The organism is Ammoniphilus sp. CFH 90114, from assembly GCF_004123195.1.
In the GTDB taxonomy this organism is placed as follows: Bacteria; Bacillota; Bacilli; order Aneurinibacillales; family RAOX-1; genus YIM-78166.
Map to the genome: position 1 here is coordinate 164,038 of NZ_SDLI01000005.1, position 18,935 is coordinate 182,972.

15 protein-coding genes are annotated in these 18,935 nt (G+C 42.2%); all 15 read left to right on the forward strand.

Annotated elements, in window-relative coordinates:
- Positions 1-241: 241 nt before the first annotated feature.
- The 15 genes from EIZ39_RS13100 to EIZ39_RS13170 all read left to right on the forward strand — a co-directional run bounded on the left by EIZ39_RS13100 (position 242) and on the right by EIZ39_RS13170 (position 18,894).
- Positions 242-1,180, forward strand: coding sequence for a metal ABC transporter solute-binding protein, Zn/Mn family (locus EIZ39_RS13100; protein ID WP_164985081.1), 939 nt, complete (start codon positions 242-244; stop codon positions 1,178-1,180).
- 25 nt (positions 1,181-1,205) lie between these two features.
- Positions 1,206-1,964: a metal ABC transporter ATP-binding protein gene (locus EIZ39_RS13105; protein WP_129200434.1), complete on the forward strand. Its 759-nt coding sequence runs from the start codon at positions 1,206-1,208 to the stop codon at positions 1,962-1,964.
- Positions 1,965-1,976: 12 nt separating this feature from the next.
- The gene (locus EIZ39_RS13110; protein WP_129200435.1) at positions 1,977-2,924 is read left to right on the forward strand and encodes a metal ABC transporter permease; all 948 of its coding nucleotides are present in this window, start codon (positions 1,977-1,979) and stop codon (positions 2,922-2,924) included.
- On the forward strand, positions 2,921-3,796 hold the full coding sequence (locus tag EIZ39_RS13115) for a metal ABC transporter permease (RefSeq protein ID WP_129200436.1): 876 nt from the start codon (positions 2,921-2,923) through the stop codon (positions 3,794-3,796). The genes EIZ39_RS13110 and EIZ39_RS13115 overlap by 4 nt, the downstream gene beginning before the upstream one ends.
- Before the next feature lie 305 nt (positions 3,797-4,101).
- The gene (locus EIZ39_RS13120) at positions 4,102-4,764 is read left to right on the forward strand and encodes a GntR family transcriptional regulator (RefSeq protein WP_129200437.1); all 663 of its coding nucleotides are present in this window, start codon (positions 4,102-4,104) and stop codon (positions 4,762-4,764) included.
- 1 nt (position 4,765) lies between these two features.
- A complete protein-coding gene (locus EIZ39_RS13125) occupies positions 4,766-5,818 on the forward strand; it encodes a TRAP transporter substrate-binding protein (RefSeq protein ID WP_129200438.1) in 1,053 nt (350 codons plus the stop codon).
- A 62-nt stretch (positions 5,819-5,880) separates the two neighbouring features.
- Complete coding sequence (locus tag EIZ39_RS13130; RefSeq protein WP_129200439.1) at positions 5,881-6,387, forward strand: TRAP transporter small permease; 507 nt, start codon at positions 5,881-5,883, stop codon at positions 6,385-6,387.
- 23 nt (positions 6,388-6,410) lie between these two features.
- Positions 6,411-7,694 (forward strand): TRAP transporter large permease, encoded by a 1,284-nt coding sequence (locus tag EIZ39_RS13135; RefSeq protein WP_129200440.1) that lies wholly within the window; start codon positions 6,411-6,413, stop codon positions 7,692-7,694.
- 24 nt (positions 7,695-7,718) lie between these two features.
- A complete protein-coding gene (locus EIZ39_RS13140; RefSeq protein WP_129200441.1) occupies positions 7,719-8,882 on the forward strand; it encodes an aminotransferase A in 1,164 nt (387 codons plus the stop codon).
- Positions 8,883-8,887: 5 nt separating this feature from the next.
- Positions 8,888-10,540, forward strand: coding sequence for a M20/M25/M40 family metallo-hydrolase (locus tag EIZ39_RS13145; RefSeq protein WP_129200442.1), 1,653 nt, complete (start codon positions 8,888-8,890; stop codon positions 10,538-10,540).
- Between the two features lie 385 nt (positions 10,541-10,925).
- The gene (locus EIZ39_RS13150; protein ID WP_129200443.1) at positions 10,926-11,588 is read left to right on the forward strand and encodes a response regulator; all 663 of its coding nucleotides are present in this window, start codon (positions 10,926-10,928) and stop codon (positions 11,586-11,588) included.
- A gap of 3 nt (positions 11,589-11,591) precedes the next feature.
- Positions 11,592-13,028: a histidine kinase gene (locus tag EIZ39_RS13155; RefSeq protein ID WP_129200444.1), complete on the forward strand. Its 1,437-nt coding sequence runs from the start codon at positions 11,592-11,594 to the stop codon at positions 13,026-13,028.
- 126 nt (positions 13,029-13,154) lie between these two features.
- Positions 13,155-14,822: a cache domain-containing protein gene (locus EIZ39_RS13160; protein ID WP_129200445.1), complete on the forward strand. Its 1,668-nt coding sequence runs from the start codon at positions 13,155-13,157 to the stop codon at positions 14,820-14,822.
- 172 nt (positions 14,823-14,994) lie between these two features.
- Complete coding sequence (locus tag EIZ39_RS13165; protein ID WP_240675800.1) at positions 14,995-16,731, forward strand: methyl-accepting chemotaxis protein; 1,737 nt, start codon at positions 14,995-14,997, stop codon at positions 16,729-16,731.
- 48 nt (positions 16,732-16,779) lie between these two features.
- On the forward strand, positions 16,780-18,894 hold the full coding sequence (locus EIZ39_RS13170) for a bifunctional diguanylate cyclase/phosphodiesterase (RefSeq protein WP_129200447.1): 2,115 nt from the start codon (positions 16,780-16,782) through the stop codon (positions 18,892-18,894).
- The last annotated feature ends 41 nt before the right edge of the window (positions 18,895-18,935 follow it).

Here is an 18,935-nt window from a genome sequence, read left to right on the forward strand (position 1 = left end):
TCTTTATTCGCTATCTTAAATAAGGCAGCAAATAGTTGGTTAAATAATTTGAATAGAAGGGTTCACAAATTAGCCTTAATTGATTATAATTCTCTTATAAAGTTTCCTTAAGGAAACAAATTTAGTCTATTAAAATATTATTTCCGTTGGCAAAAATACATATCCCTTTTTTTAACTAAAAAGTTGCCTTCGTGAAAAACTTTGTCCATCGTAAAATTCTGAAATGCAGGAGGAAATTGTGATGAGAAAATGGTTGATTTCAGTAGGATTATCTTTGAGTGTCATCTTGGTAGGATGTGCCCAAACCACCACTCAAGGGAACAGTGCAGGGGATCAGGAAGGGCCGATTCAGGTAACGGCGACGATTGGAATGATTACGGACATTGTAAAAGAGGTTGGGGGAGAGCATGTCGAAGCTGTAGGCCTTATGAAGGCTGGAGTAGATCCTCATCTCTATAAGGCTTCCCAAGGGGATATCAAGAAGCTTGATGAAGCTGACCTGATTTTCTATAACGGACTTCATTTGGAAGGGAAAATGGGAGATATCCTAGAGAAGATGTCTTCTACGAAGCCCACGGTTGCTGTGACCGATGGCATTGATCGATCCCAATTGCTCGCTGGGGATGCTTCTCTAGGAGAGGAATTTGATCCGCACGTGTGGTTTAATGTTCAGCTTTGGATGAAGGCGGTTGAAAAGGTAAGGGATGAACTCAGTGCCTTCGATTCGAAACATCAAGCAGATTATCAGAAAAATGCGGAGGAGTACTTAAAGAAGCTAGAAGAGCTAGATGCTTACGCTAAAGAGCAATTAGCGAGTATTCCGAAGGAATCCCGTGTTTTGGTAACGGCCCATGATGCCTTCGGATACTTCGGTGAAGCTTATGATATGGAAGTACGCGGATTGCAGGGACTCAGTACGGCATCGGAATATGGATCAAAGGACGTAACGGAGCTGCGAGACTATCTCGTTTCCAAGAAAATCAAGGCCGTGTTTGTTGAATCCAGCGTCCCTCAAAAAGCGATTGAATCCGTGGTGGAAGGGGCAAAGGAAATGGGGCACGAGCTCAAGATTGGTGGAGAATTATTCTCGGATGCGATGGGGAAAGAAGGGACGGAAGAAGGAACCTATATCGGAATGGTTCGGCATAATGTTGATACCATTGTCAACGCGCTCAAATAATGCGTAACCCTAGGAGGTAACGAGCATGTCAAACACGCCTTTGAAAGTATGGGAGATGACGGTAGCCTATCAGAAAAAACCGGTATTGACCGATGTCTCGTTTCAGATTCCGGAAGGAACATTGATTGGCATTATCGGTCCCAATGGAGCAGGAAAATCGACGTTGATCAAAGCGACGCTGGGCTTGATTCCTCGTGTAACAGGCGGGGTGGAAATATATGGGAAGACTTACGAAAAGCAACGAAGGCTCATAGGCTATGTTCCCCAAAGGGAGTCCGTAGATTGGGATTTTCCTACGAGTGCCCTTGATGTCGTAATGATGGGTAGATACGGCCATCTTGGTTGGTTTAAGTGGCCGGGTTCCAAAGAACGGAAAATAGCGATGGAATCATTGGAAAAAGTGGGAATGGCTGATTTTGCTGATCGTCAGATCAGTCAATTGTCAGGCGGGCAGCAGCAACGAATATTCTTGGCTCGCGCCTTAGCTCAGGATGCGCAATTGTATTTCATGGATGAACCGTTTGTCGGCGTGGATGCTGCAACGGAAAAAGCGATTATTACGTTGCTAAATGAGCTGAAGAAACAAGGAAAAACAGTGCTCGTCGTTCATCATGATTTGGCAACTGTTAAGGAATACTTTGATTGGGTGATGTTGTTAAACGTTGATTTAAAGCATATCGGCCCTACCGCCGAGGTGTTCACGAAAGAAAATTTGCAACGGACGTATGGGGGGAAGCTTACCATCCTAGATCATGGCCATGAACCCTCCTTGTTGTTGTCATAAGGAGTGGAGGTTATGAGCGGTTTTGAAGTATTCTTAGATCCGAATACGCAATGGATCCTCATGGGTTCCATTTTGCTGGGCCTGAGCAGTGGGGTGTTGGGCAGCTTTGCTTATCTTCGCAAACAATCTTTGATGGGGGATGCGCTGGCTCACGCCGCGCTCCCCGGCGTGTGTATTGCCTTTATGATCACAGGAACGAAATCGATTCTCTTCTTTCTCATCGGGGCAGCAGTTGCTGGTATATTGGCTACATTTGCGATCGGTTTTATTACCAGAAACACCCGAATCAAGCAAGATTCAGCACTTGGGATTATTCTCTCTGTGTTCTTTGGATTTGGCATTGTGCTTCTCACGCAAATTCAGCATAGTGAGAGCGGAAATCAGAGCGGGCTGGATAAATTTTTGTTTGGGCAAGCGGCTTCCATGGTTCAATCCGATGTGAATACGATGATGGTCATTTCCCTATTTTTAATTACCATGTGCATTCTTTTTTTTAAGGAATTCAAGCTGTTAAGCTTTGATCCTGGATTTGCAAGAGGGCTAGGTTTTCCTGTGGCTTTCCTAGATCAATTGCTCATGTTCCTCATTGTGGTGGCAGTCGTGGTTGGTATTCAAGCGGTAGGTGTTGTTCTAATGGCCTCGTTGCTGATTACCCCTGCGGTTGCTGCACGCTATTGGACAGAACGGCTAGGTGTCATGGTTGTGTTGTCCGGGTTATTCGGATTGATCAGTGGCTTCTTAGGTACCTGGGTGAGCACGATGGCTCATCATTTGCCCACGGGGCCCTTAACCGTTCTGGCAGCTACTATAATCTTTATTTTATCGGTGCTGTTTGCGCCTAAACGAGGGGTTATAGCCAAGGTATTGCTCAGGAAGGCTGTAAGGAAGGAAGTACTGATGAATAAAGCGCAATGTAAAGGCAATGGGATGAACCACGTGAAAGAAGGGAAAGTAGGATGAATGATTTTTGGATTATTTTTACCGGTGCTCTCGTTGCTGCTAGCTGCAGTCTGGTAGGATGCTTCCTGGTCTTGAGGCGCATGGCCATGGTGGGAGATGCCATTAGTCACTCGGTGCTGCCGGGCATCGTCATCGCTTTTTTAATCAGCGGTTCCCGAGATTCCGTTGCCTTGATGCTGGGGGCTTCCATTTTAGGCTTAGTTACCGTCTTCCTCATTCAAATGTTTCAAAACAGCGGGGTCCAATCCGATGCCTCGATAGGAGTCGTATTTACCGCTCTTTTTTCGGTTGGCATTGTGCTGGTAAGCTTATATACGCGGGACATTGACTTGGATTTAGATTGCGTTCTCTATGGTGAAATTGCTTATGTCCCATGGAATACAGTAGAGATTCTTGGAGTAACGCTGCCTAAATCCGTCTGGTCGGTCGGGGGGGCATTGCTGGTGGGCTTGTTCCTGATTGGCTTGTTCTACAAGCAATTTAAAGTCTGCAGCTTTGATCCGGCCATGGCCGCAGCCATAGGCATTCCGGTAGCCTTTTTTCACTATTTGCTGATGGGTCTTGTATCCATGACAACTGTTGCTTCCTTTGAAAGCGTAGGTGCAATCTTAGTTGTTGGGATGCTGGTCGTGCCTCCTGCTACAGCCTACTTGTTAACTGAAAGGCTGGGAGTCATGATCGTTCTCAGCATAATAATCGGAATCCTTAGTTCCGTGATGGGCTACTACTTGGCTTATCTGCTGGATGCTTCCATTGCAGGGTGTATGATCTCTGTTGCAGGTGGATTGTTTGTTCTAGCAGTTCTCTTTTCTCCGAGCCATGGCGTGCTCGCCAAGAAGTGGATGAGGAGAAAAGCATTGCAGGACTTATAAAAGGAAAAAAGGGGAAGCTGGGCCAAGGGCTAAGCTTCCCCTATTCATATTCACAGATGCATCTTTATTCATGGATAAGTATTACAATGATTCCGTTTGGGGTTCCTATTCCAAATAAAATAGTATTCCCTGGCGGGAAGGACTTCGTCATTTATGAAGTAAGGTGAATAAATTCAATTCAAAGACTACGAAAAATATAGAGAAAATAATTTACTTTTACATTATATCAATTTATACTAATTGTACACCGTATTCTGGATTCGGTATCCTGTATACAGTAAATTGGAGGAAGGAGACCTATTTTCGTGCTCGCGAAACTACCACAATCAGAAACGTTGTCTGATCGAGCATACCGTGAGTTGAAGAGAGCGATTATTCAAGGAGACTTTCTTCCAGGAGATCCGTTGCCCGAGGAATCGATAGCGGGAATGCTTGGAATTAGCCGCACCCCTCTGCGTAAAGCTATAACTAGATTAGCGTATGAAGGGTTAGTAGAACTAGAAACAGGGAAAAAGGCAAAGGTGGCTGAGTATAGTCAGATGGATCTGGATCATACTCTGCAGCTTCGTCAATTACTTGAACCCTTCAATGCCCAACAGATTGCTTCTTATATGACAGACGATTGGTTGGACAAGCTGGATGAATTGATCCAAGAGCAGAAAGAGGCCATCGATCAGAATGATATGTATCAATTTATAGAGAGTGACAGTCGGTTCCATATTATGCTTGCGGAGATGAACAGCAACCATAAACTGAAAGAATTCATTGAGCAACTTAACACTCATTTCTATCGAAACTATTTAATTCTTTCCGGCACCTTGGAAGAGTACGCAGCGATTGCTTTCTCTGAACATTTGCCAATTATTGAGGCGCTTCGTCATCGCCAACCCGGGGCTGCCGGTGAAGCGATGAAAATCCATATACAGAATATCGAAGCAAGACTAAAACAAGTTGCCAAGGAGGTCTAGTATGAAAAAGTTAACATCATTTTTGATGGCATCCGTTCTTCTAGTTCTAACCGCTTGCGGAGGCGGAAACCAAACTCAACCCGCAGCATCAGAATCAAATTCAAGTTCTGCAACAGCGCCAGCGGCGAAGTCAGGGGAATTCAACCTTCGAATTGCCCACTTGGTTCCGGAGAATCATTCAAGTCATCTCGCTCTGGAAAAGTTTAAAGAAACAGTAGAAACGAAAACGGAAGGAAGGGTAAAGGTAACTTTATATCCTAACGGATCTTTATTTGGATCTGACCGCGAGGCTATTGAAGCTGTACAGCTAGGGAACGTAGAAATGACCTTGCCTGCTTTAGCCCCTATTTCCGGATTTAACAAAAAATTTATGGTTTTTGACTTGCCTTTCTTATTTAAAAGTGAGGAGGCCGCTCGAAATGCTTTAGATGGAGAACTAGGAACAACCTTACTTAAAGACTTAGAAGGAAATGGTTTCAAAGGACTCGTGTTTGCTGAAAATGGTTTCCGTCACATGTCTAATAATGTAAAGCCAATCCAAACTCCAGAGGATCTGAAAGGGATTAAATTCCGTACACTGGAAAGTCCTGTACATACAGCGACATTCAATGCCTTTGGAGCGAATGCCTCTCCTTTCGCCTTTGGAGAGTTGTATACAGCCTTGCAGCAAAAGGTATATGATGCGATGGAATGCCCGATTTCTCTTTACTATACAAACAAATTCTATGAAGTTCAGAAGTATTTGACTCTAAGTGGTCACGTCTACATGTCTACCATTCTATTGTCCAACTTAGACTTCTATAACAGCTTGCCTGCTGATGTTCAAAAGGTGATCGAAGAAGCAAGCGTAGAGTTCCGTGATTATCAGCGCCAGCTGTGTGAAGAGCAAAACGATAAGTTCTTGGCAGACTTGAAGGCGAGCGGTATGGAAGTGAATGAATTGACTTCAGAGCAAAAAGACGCTTTTGTTGCTGCCTCTAAGCCGGTATATGATGAGTTCGCTGCAGAGATCGGACAAGATCTTATTGATCTTGCTTTAAAGTCTAACGAATAATAATCAGAGGGATTCCTGCTAGGGGAATCCCTTTATCTAAATTGTGGAAGAGGGGGACACTTGTGTCTATTCGAAAATTACTAGATGAGAAATTGGAAGAGGGCTTCCTTGTCTTAACGATGGTAATCATGGTCGTCCTGATATTTTCCCAAGTGATCAGCCGTTACATTATAGGATCCTCCTTAAGCTGGTCCGAGGAGCTTGCCCGTTATATCCATATATGGCAAGTGTGGATTGGCGCAAGTTATGCTGTCCGTAAAAGCGCCCATATTAAAGTCGAGGCATTCAAGAAAATATTTAATGAAAAAATCCAAAAAATTATCGATCTTTTTGCGTTATTGGCTTGGTTTGGTCTATCTTTATTCCTCGCCATTCAGGGAACACAGATGGTGATGAAGATGTTCAAGGCGGGACAAACCTCACCAGCGATGGAAATCCCCATGTGGATTCTCTTCACTGCGATTCCTCTCGGTGGACTATTAATGTCCATCAGACTCATTCAGCAAGTCATCTGGTTATTTCAATGCTCTAGTCCCTCTCCAGATATGTCGGATTCTAAAAGCGCTTAAGCGAGCAGAAAGGAGGAGTGTCCGTGACTATTGCAACACTGTTTGGAAGTCTGTTCCTGTTCATATTACTTAATGTCCCTATAGCCATAGCTTTAGGCCTATCCGCCCTACTGACGATCGCGTTCACCACAGACTTGACTGTCAGCATTATTACGCAAAAAGCGTTTACGGCCTTAGATTCATTCCCGCTTATGGCGATTCCGTTTTTTATGCTGGCTGGAATCTTAATGGGGAAAGGCGGCGTTTCGAAAAGATTGCTGGATCTAGCCACCGTTCTCGTCGGATGGATGGTCGGAGGCCTTGCCATGGTAACCGTTGTGGCTTGTATGTTTTTTGCAGCTATTTCAGGGTCTGGCCCAGCGACGGTAGCGGCCATAGGATCCTTCATGATTCCAGCCATGAAAGAGAAGCAATATGGTTCCGGTTTTGCTGCGGCCCTAACGGCCACGGCGGGTTCCATTGGAGTTATCATTCCTCCAAGTATTCCTTTTGTTTTATATGGAGTCATCGGAAGTGTGTCGGTCGGAAGCATGTTCTTGGCTGGTGTCCTTCCTGGTTTGGTCATCAGCTTAGGCTTGATGATCGTTTCCTATATGATTTCTAAAAAGAATAACTATGCTCCGGTTACGACAGAGAGAGTAACCTTTGCCAGGGTGCTAAGTGCCGTCTATGAAGCCAAGTGGGCCCTGCTGATTCCCGTCATTATTCTGGGGGGGATCTACGGAGGGATCTTTTCTCCTACCGAAGCGGCTGTTGTTGCCGTAGTGTACGCAGCCATCATTGGGGTGTTTGTGCATCGAGAGCTGGGATGGAAGGAAGTCTATGATAGTTTAGTAGAAGCTGTTCTTATCAATGTTTCGACCATGATTATTATTGGTCTCTCGATCTCCTTTGCTTACATCATGACACTCGAGCAAATTCCCAATGCCATCGGACAATATATTACATCTCTATCGGATAGCAAGTTTGTCATTCTTCTAGCTATCAATGTCTTTCTTTTAATCGTAGGGATGTTTATTGACACCATCTCTGCTTTGGTCGTCTTAACGCCGATCTTGTTGCCCGTTGTGACACAAGTGGGAGTAGATCCCGTTCACTTCGGCGTGATTCTCGTGGCGAATCTGGCGATTGGCTTTATTACACCACCGCTCGGTGTGAATTTATTTGTGGCATCAAGCGTAAGTAAAATTCCTCTTGAACGAATAACGGTAGCGGTCGTTCCCTTCTTGATCATGATGCTGATTACTCTTTTTGTAATCACGTATGTTCCAACGCTGTCCACATGGCTGCCATCGCTATTCAAGTAAAAGAACAAAAATGGAGGATAAGGAATGAAGGATCTTCTCAACAAAAGAGTAAAAAAACTTTCTGTGCCCGGAATTCGACATTTCTCCAATTTGGTCTCTCAATTCCCGGATGCGATCAATTTAACGATTGGACAACCGGATTTTCCGACACCGGAGCATATCAAGCAGGCTGGCATACAGGCGGTTGAAGAAAATAAAACGGGCTATACACATAATGCCGGGTTGTATGAATTAAGAAAAGCCGTTAGTGAATTTGTTCATGAAAAATATCAGCTTTCCTATGATCCTGAGAAGGAAATCATTACGACCAATGGCGCAAGTGAAGCACTAGATATCGCCTTCAGAACGATCTTAGAAGAGGGCTGTGAAGTCATTCTTCCGGCCCCGGTCTATCCCGGATATGCACCTTTAATCGAACTATGTGGTGCGGTTCCCGTTTATGTGGATACAAGTATCACGGAGTTTCAGGTAACGGCAGATGCCATTGCCGAAAAGATAACGGAACGTACACGTTGTATTGTTCTGCCTTATCCCTCCAATCCATTAGGAAGCGTGACGGACTCGGATAACCTGCTTCAACTGGCCGATCTGTTAAAGGATAAAAAGATCTTCGTCGTTTCGGATGAAATTTATAGTGAGCTCGTTTATGAGGGGGAACATATCTCCATTGCCTCTCTCCCTGGTATGCGAGAGAAGACCATTGTCATTAACGGGGTTTCGAAATCTCACTCCATGACGGGTTGGAGAATTGGATTTACTTGCGCTCCTGCCTACTTAAGTGAAGAAATGCTGAAAGTTCACTTGTACAGCACGATAGCTTCTTGCACCATCAGTCAGTACGCTGCACTCGAGGCATTGACTCATGGACTTCATGACCCAGCAGAAATGAAAAAAGAGTACCAAAAGAGACGGAACTATGTTTATGATCGACTCATCGGCATGGGATTAGATGCGATTCTGCCGAACGGAGCCTTTTATCTGTTCGCCTCTATTAAAAAGCTTGACATGAAATCTTATGATTTCGCCATCGGGTTGCTTGAGGAAGAAAGAGTCGCGGTCGTTCCAGGAAGTACTTTCTCCGAATATGGTGAAGGTTATATCCGGATCTCGTATGCCAGTTCGCTAGAGGTGTTACAAGAAGGGATGAACCGCATGGAACGTTATATTCAAAAGATAAAGGAGAGTTAGGTCCCATGTTATCGTGTAAAGAAGAAGTACTGTCTATAACGAAGCAGTTAGTGGAAGTCGAGAGCGTAGTGAACACACAAGGGGAAGCCGCCATGGCTCACCATATTTACGAAACCATATCACAGTGGCCATACTTCAAGAACAATCCGAGTTCACTTGTGCTAGAAAAAACCCTGAATGATGAACAGGTCCGATATAATGTACTTGCTCGAGTCGAAGGGACCAAAGCACCGAGTCCTCGAACGATGATCCTGATGGGGCATTTGGACACTGTAGGCATTGAGGATTTTAACCAGCTCAAACCGCTAGCTTGCAGTCCGGATCCGCTAAGGGAAGAGATGAGGAAGGAAGAAGTCTCTCCACTGATCCGTGAACACTTAGAATCAGGGGAGTGGATGTTCGGACGAGGGTCCCTCGATATGAAAAGCGGCGTTGCCAGTCACATGTATTTGTTAAAGTATTATTCGGAGAACCCTGATCTGTTATCCGGCAACTTAATATTGATCTCGGAATGCGATGAAGAAGACAGCTCGCACGGTATTCTTTCCGCCCTAAAAACCTTACTTTCCTGGAAAAAGGAATACGGACTGGATTATGTAGGAGCCATCAACTCCGATTTTGTTTCCCCTCGATATGAAGGGGACAATAACCGTTACATCTACAGGGGGACCGTCGGTAAATTGCTTCCGTCCTTCTTCATTACCGGAGCAGAAACCCATGTTGGATCCTGCTTTGAAGGGTTAGATCCCAATTTTATTGCCGCCTATTTAACCAAGCAAATCAATTATAATCCCGAATTATGTGATGAGGGGCTTGGGGAAATCACCGTCCCACCGGTATCATTGAAACAGACCGATTTGAAGCCTAGCTATACGGTACAAACCGCCTTGTCAGCCTATGTCTACTATAACTTCTTTGTCCATTCCTGGACCCCTAAAGATGTTTTGGACAAATTGAAGCAGCAAGCGGAACTCGCTTTTAGTCAAGCTTTAGAAGAGTTTAAGAATAACTATCAAGCCTATTGTAAATCAAGCGGGGAGCCCTACCGGGAACCGGAATGGAAACCAAGGGTTCTCACCTATGAGGAGATGGATCAGCAGCTTCAGGAATTTTATGGCGAGACGTATTCTTTACATATGCGTGAATTCAAGGAACAGCTATTAGAAGATCAAAGCCTCGATACCCGTATGTTTTCCGCACGGGTAGTGGAGGAAGCTTGGAAGTGGATGAAGGATCGAAGCCCAGCGATCATTTTGTTTTATTCCTCTCTCTACTCGCCAAGGATTGAATTATCCGGGAAGGACGAGAAAGAGCGCACGTTAATAGAGGGATTGGATAAAGCGTTAGAGGAAGTCCAGCCGTATTATCCTCATCCGATGGTCATTCGAAACTTCTTCCCTTATATTTCGGATATGAGCTTTGTGGCCTTAAGTGACGACGAACAAGCCATTGACGCGATGATCCAAAACACACCATGCTGGGGCAAAAAGCTCAAGGTTGAATTTGATGATATCCGCGCCTTGCAGGTTCCAGTTATTAATATCGGACCTTATGGATGGGATGCGCATAAGAAGTATGAAAGAGTCGAAATGGAATATTCCTTTCACATCGTTCCCAACCTGACTAATTCGGTTATCCAGTATTTGTTAGGGGAATAGGGGACAATAGAGAATATAGTAAGGATTTCCGCTTCTTTGTCTATCGGAAACAAAAGCCGGCTCCCTTCGTGGGAACCGGCTTTTAGATTTATCCTCCGTTTTACGAAAGACGATTATACTTTAAACCTTTTTATCAAATCCTGTAATTCGTCAGCCATTGAGTCCTCATGCGTTAATAGAGCAGTTTGATTCTTATGTTCCACCCACTGTAAAGACTTACGATACTACTGCAGTTAAATAGAACGAGAGATAACTAGTAGTATTAGATCTAAACGGGCTCACGAGGGCTCGTTTTTTTGTGAAAAAATAAGAAAAATGCCATTCTTTGTCTGGATTTGCTATAATGTAGGTAAATAAAACTAAGACTAAAGTAGGATGGGTTCGAATGAAAATACGAGTGTTAATTGCTGATGACCATCATGTGGTCCGATCGGGTTTGTCGATGTTAATCGGTTCACAGGATGACATGGAAGTCATAGGTACAGCCTCTGATGGGATCGATGCCTATCATAAAGCTTTGGAATTAAAGCCTGATGTGATAATTATGGATGTTAATATGCCTGGTGAAAACGGATTGTCTGCAACGACAAAAATTAAAGCGATGGCACCTGAGATTGAGATACTCATTTTAACGATGCATGATAATAAAGAATATTTGTTCCACATGTTAAAGGCTGGAGCATCTGGTTATTTATTAAAAAATGCTCATGATTCCGACTTGATGAATGCTATTCGTACGGTTCATAGTGGTGCGGCCTATTTGTACCCAAGTGCAGCTAAAATATTAATAGAAGAATTTGTAACAAAGGTGGAGCGGGGAGCTGAAACCGATCAATACGATCTGTTAACGGAAAGAGAGAAAGAGATTCTTCCGTTAATTACGCTGGGGTACTCCTATAAAGAGATTTCAGAGAAGCTTTATGTCTCAGTGAAAACAGTCGAATCCTATAAGATGAAGATTATGGAGAAACTCCAACTGAAAACTAGACCGGAGTTAATTAATTATGCATTAAAAAAAGGCCTGCTTGAAGCTGAAAAGGAAACCTAACTCATGATCTCGGTTAAGAGAAAAATAAGGATCTTTACGGTATGGCTTGTTTTTACGATAACCTTGTGTATGACAAGTATTAAAGCCTATGAGTTATGGTCAGATCTCTTAGAACAAGAGTACAAGACAACGGGTTCAATTGCACGTTTACTAGATGTACAGTTAGTAGGGTCTTATGAAGATTTACTAAGAGATCGGGAGGAACTAAAAACGAAGGAAGAGAAGATCAATTATTATAATGAGATTCTACAGCCTATTGTGGATAGAATTACCCAATCATTTCCTCAATATGGGGCTGGCTATTATGTGCATGATTTACAGTCTATTGTGGCCTTTGGTCCTGATTTTACAAAGGAGGGGTTAATAGATATTAGTCCCACCTCGCTGGCAAGAACAGTATATGACTCCAAACAACCCTACCGTTTTTATAATTACTCCCAAACCAGAAACTCGTTGGTAGTAGCCGTTATACATCCGGTTATTCGTGACGGTGAAGTTATTGGTCACGTTTGGGGGAATATGGCGATCGATGATGTCTACCAAAAGTTTTTTGAGGCCTTAAAGACAAGAAGTATTGCCGTTATTATTCTTTTAATATTATCGTTGTTTGCTACCAAATACATTACCACTCAATATGATAAGAGTATTCAAACCTTCAGAGATCGGGTAAAGAATATGGACTTGGATCAAGAGGAAAAGCAATCTGCTTTTTTACCCGAATTTAGGGAAATATATCAGGAAGTCGTACAGTCGAGGAATAGATTATCGGAAAGTGAAAAAAGACATCAGAAACAGATGACAAGAAAAATTTTAGAAACGCAAGAAGAGGAAAGAAAAAGAGTAGCAAGGGATTTGCATGATGGAATCGGCCAAGCTTTATACAGCTTGCTGATTACACTCAGGTTAATAGGTAGGAAAACACACGAGTCAGACGAACAGGAACTATTAAATAGAATGGAAGAAATCACGAGTTTGGCATTAGAAGATGTTAAGAGTCTTGCTTTTAACCTACGCCCCGCTATTCTCGATGAGTTGGGACTTGTTCCGACCATTCGGGCGTTTATAGAGAGTTACCAACAGATTCATCGTATTCAAGTGAATTTTCAGCTGGAAGGAGAGACCAGGAGACTGGATTCCATCACAGAAGTTTCCCTTTATCGCATTTTTCAAGAAGTGTTAAATAATGCGGCAAAATATTCAAAAACGGATAGGATCCTCATTCAGCTCAAATATACGAAGGATATTGAACTTTTCATTCAGGATTTTGGTGTTGGATTTGATTCATCAGCGATTCAGAGCACAAGTACAGGGCTTTGTGGAATGAAGGAGAGAGTACAATTATTAGATGGATCCTTCCACGTTCATTCTGTGGTGGGTGTGGGGACAAGAATTCACATCATATTACATTCAAAGGATAGTACCAAGGAGAGAGTCTCTTAAGAGATTCTTTTTTTTTTTTCTAGATTCCCTATAAAAAAATAGGGAAACTCCGGATAGAAAAGATAAGGTGATTTTTGCAAAATAAGGGAAGCGGTGTCTAATCACAACTTTTGAGAGGCGATCAATGTGGTACGTTTTGTTAAAGGTTTTTACTCCATCCGTTTTCAACTGAAAGTCGTGGTATTTATCATTTTATTGTTCTCTTTAACGCTTACCTATGTAAATGCTTATCTTTATGCGAAACAAAAGGTACTTGATGTTGGGGAAGAGATGTTTACGAATGTGTTAAAAGATACGGTGGGTTTTATCGACGCCATGAATCAACGAGTGATAGCAGGAGATCTCACGCTGAAAGAAGCTCAGGATATCGTTCGTGATTATGCTCTTGGTCCTAAGGGCAGTGATGGTTCTCGTGATATCCAAAATTCTAAGATGTCTACAAATAATTATATGTATGTTTGGGCGTCTAGTCCCGATGGAACGATGAAAATGCACCCCTTTGATATGGAAGATAAGAACTATTGGGATTATCAAGTAGAAGGAAAGTTTACCGTCCGAGAGAGTTGGTCCAATCCTGAAAAAACGGGATATGTATTTCGAGAACTATGGAAGAATCCTGGAGAACCTGTATATACGTTCATAGCCTTTCAAGCCTACTACGAACCTTGGGACTGGATTGTCGGTGCGGGAGGGCGCGAAGAGATCATTTATAAGGAGCGGCTTCAAGATTTAAAGATTCATTTCATCCTGTCTGGTTGTATCTCCTTGATTACTGGGGCTTGTGCTGCTCATTTTTTTGCTGAGTATCTGTATAGAAGATTCCATGAAATCAATTTGGTGATGAATCAAGCCTTAAAGGGGGATTATACCCGGACTGTCGAAGTGCGATTAAAGGATGAGATTGGAAAGTTAGCGGAAAATGTAAACTCCATGCTTTCAAATGTGAGTAAGAGCATGTTGCCCTTATCGTCAATAGAGGAAAGGGTAAGTTTAAATAGGAAGGTACAAGATGATGATGATTTGATGTTGTATGAAGCAATGAATGAAGGGAAACAGAGAACAACTCAAGACAATGAGAACATTACAGGAGTATTGGAGGAGCTCATACAAACCCGAGTAAAAGTGCTAGAAAGTGAACGACGTCTGCAAAAGCAAATCCACCATAACTTATTCATCGTTCAAGAACAGGAACGAAAAAAGATTGCCTACGAATTGCAGAATGGTACAGGACAGATTCTCTACAGTATGGCACTAGCTATAAAATTAATGGATTCAAAAAGTGCAAATATAGAGATGAAGGAACATTTAGAGGGCTTAAATAAGATGATTTCAGAATCTATTATTCAAGTGAATGAACTATCTTTTCAGTTGCGACCAGCTTTATTAGATGATCTTGGATTATTACCGGCCTTCAGATCTCTTCTTCATCATATAGAAAAGCAGTATGCAATAAAAACCCATATCTCCTCTTCCATTTCTGAAGAGGGGATGGGTGATGAAGTTAAAACCGTGATCTATCGCATAGGACATGAGATGCTAACTTATTACATGAAGAGGACAAAGCTAGATTTCGTCATGATGACCCTTAGTCTCGATCGTCAGGACTATTTGTTGAAGATCATGCTCTCAGGAAAAGAGCTGGAAGCGATCTATCAAGAGGAATTAAAGAATAAAAGGATTGAATTCTCTAGTTTAGAGGAAAGAGTGCTGATTCTAGACGGGAATCTAACTATTACCTACGATGAAACCTTAAATTTAGAAGTACGACTTCCTTTAGTATCAGAGCTAGGATAAGAAATAGGAGAAGTAGGGGAATCCCTATTAAAAATGTAGGGGATTACCTGCTACCATTTGGCTAATATGAATGTCATGATGAGGTGATTAGAATATACCCTATGTAAGACTATACATAGTTTTACAATCTATGTGATCTTTAATGATAATATGGCTAAACGGAGGAATGAAAGTGAAGATAACGATTAGACTGAAACTACTCTTGATTTCATTACTGTTGCTCTGTGTTCCGAGTTTTATTGTTGGACTGATTAGTTATCAATCAGCTGAAAATAATTTGAATGAGCTTGGTTCTATCGGATTGAAAAATGATGTTCGATTAACGATAGAGATGATAGGCGCATTACAAAAACAAGTCGATGAAGGTGTCATTTCTTTAGAGGAGGCACAAGAGCAAGTAAAAATAGCGATTCTAGGAGAAAAACAGGAGGGTGGAAAGAGGCCGATTAATAAGCGGATCGATGTTGGGGAAAATGGTTATCTGTTTATTATCGACGAAGAAGGTACTCAAATAGCTCATCCAAGTATTGAAGGTCAGAATTCTTGGGGTATACAAACGGAAGACGGAAGATTCTTTGTACAAGAATTGGTAAGTAAAGCTCAAGGTGGAGGAGGATTTACCTACTACGATTGGCCACTTCCCGATCAACCGGATGAGTTGGCACCCAAAATAACGTATACGGAACAAGATCCACACTGGAATTGGATTATTGCTGCTGGGTCCTATATGATGGACTTTAATTCAGGAGCAGATAGCATTTTAAAAATCCTATTAACGACGATCTCCATTTCATTGGTTGTTGGACTCATTATTATTTACTGGTTTTCCCAACATCTATCTAATCCTATTCGTTCGGTTGTTGAACAGGTTCGACGCGTCTCGAACGGAGACCTTACTGTAGAGCCGTTAGTATCACAGACCCGGGATGAATTGGGTTCCTTAGTTCAAGATTTTAATCAAATGACCTTAAATTTAAAGAATCTCATCCAGCTTGTTCATGGGAATGCGGTTCAGGTTGCCGCGGCTTCCGAAGAATTATCGGCTAGTGCAGATCAAACCAATCAGGCAACTGAACATATTGCTTACACGATGCAGGAAGTAGCCACAGGGGCGGAGAGTCAAGTGCATAGCGTTCAGCAAAGTGTTTCTGTTATTCGGCAGATGGCGGATCAAGCGGAGCAGATTTCTACTAGTACCCAGATTGTACAGGATGCAACCACTTATGCATCGGGTAAGGCGGAAGAAGGAAGTAGTTCTGTGGTAGTGGCCATCCATCAAATTCATTCGATCAGTGATACCGTATCAGGGTTAGCACGAGAAGTGAAGGGGCTTGGGGATCGATCTGTAGAAATTAGTGAGATTGTAAAAGTGATTACGGACATCGCCAGTCAAACCAACCTGTTGGCGTTGAATGCAGCCATAGAAGCTGCACGGGCAGGGGAACACGGAAGAGGGTTTGCCGTGGTAGCGGATGAGGTGAGAAAACTAGCAGAGCAATCCGCCCAATCAGCACAACAGATTACGGAACTGATTTATGTCATTCAAACTGATACGAAGTCTGCCGTGGATTCTATGAATCAAGCAACAAAAGAAGTGGAACAAGGGATCCAAATCGTTAGTGAAACGGGAGAATCGTTTAACCAAATTCAATCAGCAGTGGAAAACGTAGTGAAGCATGTGTCGGAGGTTATTGTTGCTGCCAAGCAATTGAACGAAGGAAGCAGTCGGGTTGTGGAATCGATTCAAGCGATCTCGAACATTGCAGAAGAAACGGCTTTAGGTACCCAGACAGTATCTGCTTCAACGGAAGAGCAATTGGCATCGATGGAAGAAATCTCATCTTCGTCTACTTTCCTATCAAAAATGGCCGAAGAGCTTCAAGCGACAGTTGGACGGTTTAAGGTGTAAAGGTTAATACAAGATTCCCTTTTCCGTGGGATCGTTTGGGGGAAGTTTATGGGGAAATTAAAAATACATATCATCGTTCCTTTAACTATCATTGGCATGGCCTATCTATTTAGCGACTCTCTTTATGCTATGTTTGGCATGAAGAATTATACTTCTATCCACATGATTTTAGAATTAATGAGTATAGTAGTATCTTTTACGATCGCGATCCAAGCCTGGATGATCTTCCCTCATACGTTATCGAACCATCGGTTAGTTATGGGGGGCCTTTTTTTAGCGATAGGTATTCTAGACTTATTGCATACGATTAGTTACAAAGGAATGCCCTTCTTTTTCTCGGAGGGTTCCGTTCAAAAAGCAACTTGGTTCTGGATTGTTGCGAGATCAACGAGCGCCTTATTCTTTATAATTGTTTTATTGCCGGAAAAGGTGGTGCGTCCAAGGATAAGGTATTACGTGTATTTGCTCTTTATCGCCTACGCGATTGTCTGGGCCTGTGTCATTATCATTGGTTCTGAAAAGTTACCTATTCTAGTCATGGATGGGATTGGGACTACACTGCTAAAGAATATGATAGAGTATGTGATCATTAGTCTACATCTCATTACCTTATGGTTTGTCGTGCGATTCTCTAGAGAAAAAAATGAAAATATACCAATATTTACGATAGCTTTGTTTTATCTTATTTTTGCTGAGTTCATGTTTACACAGTACATACATGTCTATGATATCAAGAATTTCATTGGTCATCTTTTTAAGGTGGCAGGATACTATTATTTATTGCATTCAATCTATATCTCTTCGGTAGAAGAACCTTATAAGGCCCAAAAAGAGACAGAAGCGATCATGAAGCATATGGCCTATCATGATGAATTAACGGGATTGCCTAACCTGCGATATTTTAAGGAAAAGTTGGCGGAGGTTATTATGAAAGGAGATGTGAATGCTCTACATGCCGTTGTCATGTTAAATATTGCACGGTTTGGGTTTATTAATGATTCATTGGGTTACAGTATGGGAGACAAGCTCCTCCAGAAGGTAGCGGACCGTCTTGTCGTGTCGTTGCCAAAGGATGTATTTATTTCTAGAATGTCTACTAATCAATTCATCCTTTATGTTACCCATAAGCATGATCTTCAGGAGATTTCTAGTAGAATTATAGAAAGTTTCTCTCAGCCATTGCAAATAGAACACCTTGATATCACCATCCAAGTTAGAATGGGGATTGCCCACTATTCTAAGGAAGTCAACAATATGGAACTTTTAATACAAAGCTCCCATACTGCAATGAATGAAGCGAAAAGACAAAATAAAGAATTTATCTATTATCATTCACTCATGAATGAAAAATCATATGAAAGATTAATATTAGAAAGTGATCTCCATAAAGCATTAGATGAGGGCCAGTTTTCTTTAGTGTATCAACCACAGATTCACTCTCACACTGGGAAAATTATTGCGGTAGAAGCGCTCATCCGTTGGCAACATCCAACCATGGGAATGGTGACACCCAACAAATTCATCTCGATTTTAGAGGAAACCGGTTTGATTATTCCGGTTGGAGAATGGGTGCTTCGAACCGCATGTAAGCAGTTAAAAGCTTGGCACAACGATGGACATTCTCTTGGTATATCTGTGAACTTGTCTGTCAGACAGTTTTATCACGTTGATTTACTAAAAACGATCGAAAATATATTGAAAGAAACCAACCTAGATCCTTCCATTTTGGAGTTAGAAATTACGGAAAGTATGACGATGGATATTAATCATGCTAAGGATATCTTAAGGAAACTTAAAGAGTTGGGAGTAAGGATAAGTATTGATGATTTTGGAACGGGATATTCCTCTCTAAGCTACCTAAAAGAGTTAGCGATAGATCGGTTAAAAATTGATCAATCGTTTGTCCGCGGTGTCTCCACGAATGAAAATGATGAAATGATTGTATCAACGATTATTTCTATGACGAAGCATATGAAGATAGAAGCAGTAGCTGAAGGTGTAGAAAATCTGGATCACCTTCTAGCCCTAAAGCAAAAGGAGTGCCTTCATTTGCAAGGATATCTTTTTAGTCGTCCACTAGACGCAGCGACCTTCTCTCAATGCTTTGATGAAATTCAAAATAAAGCGGAGAACTATACGAAAGTTCATGTCCAAATCCAATAACGAAAAAATAAGAGCATAAGTCGAGATTCGCTCAAACAACG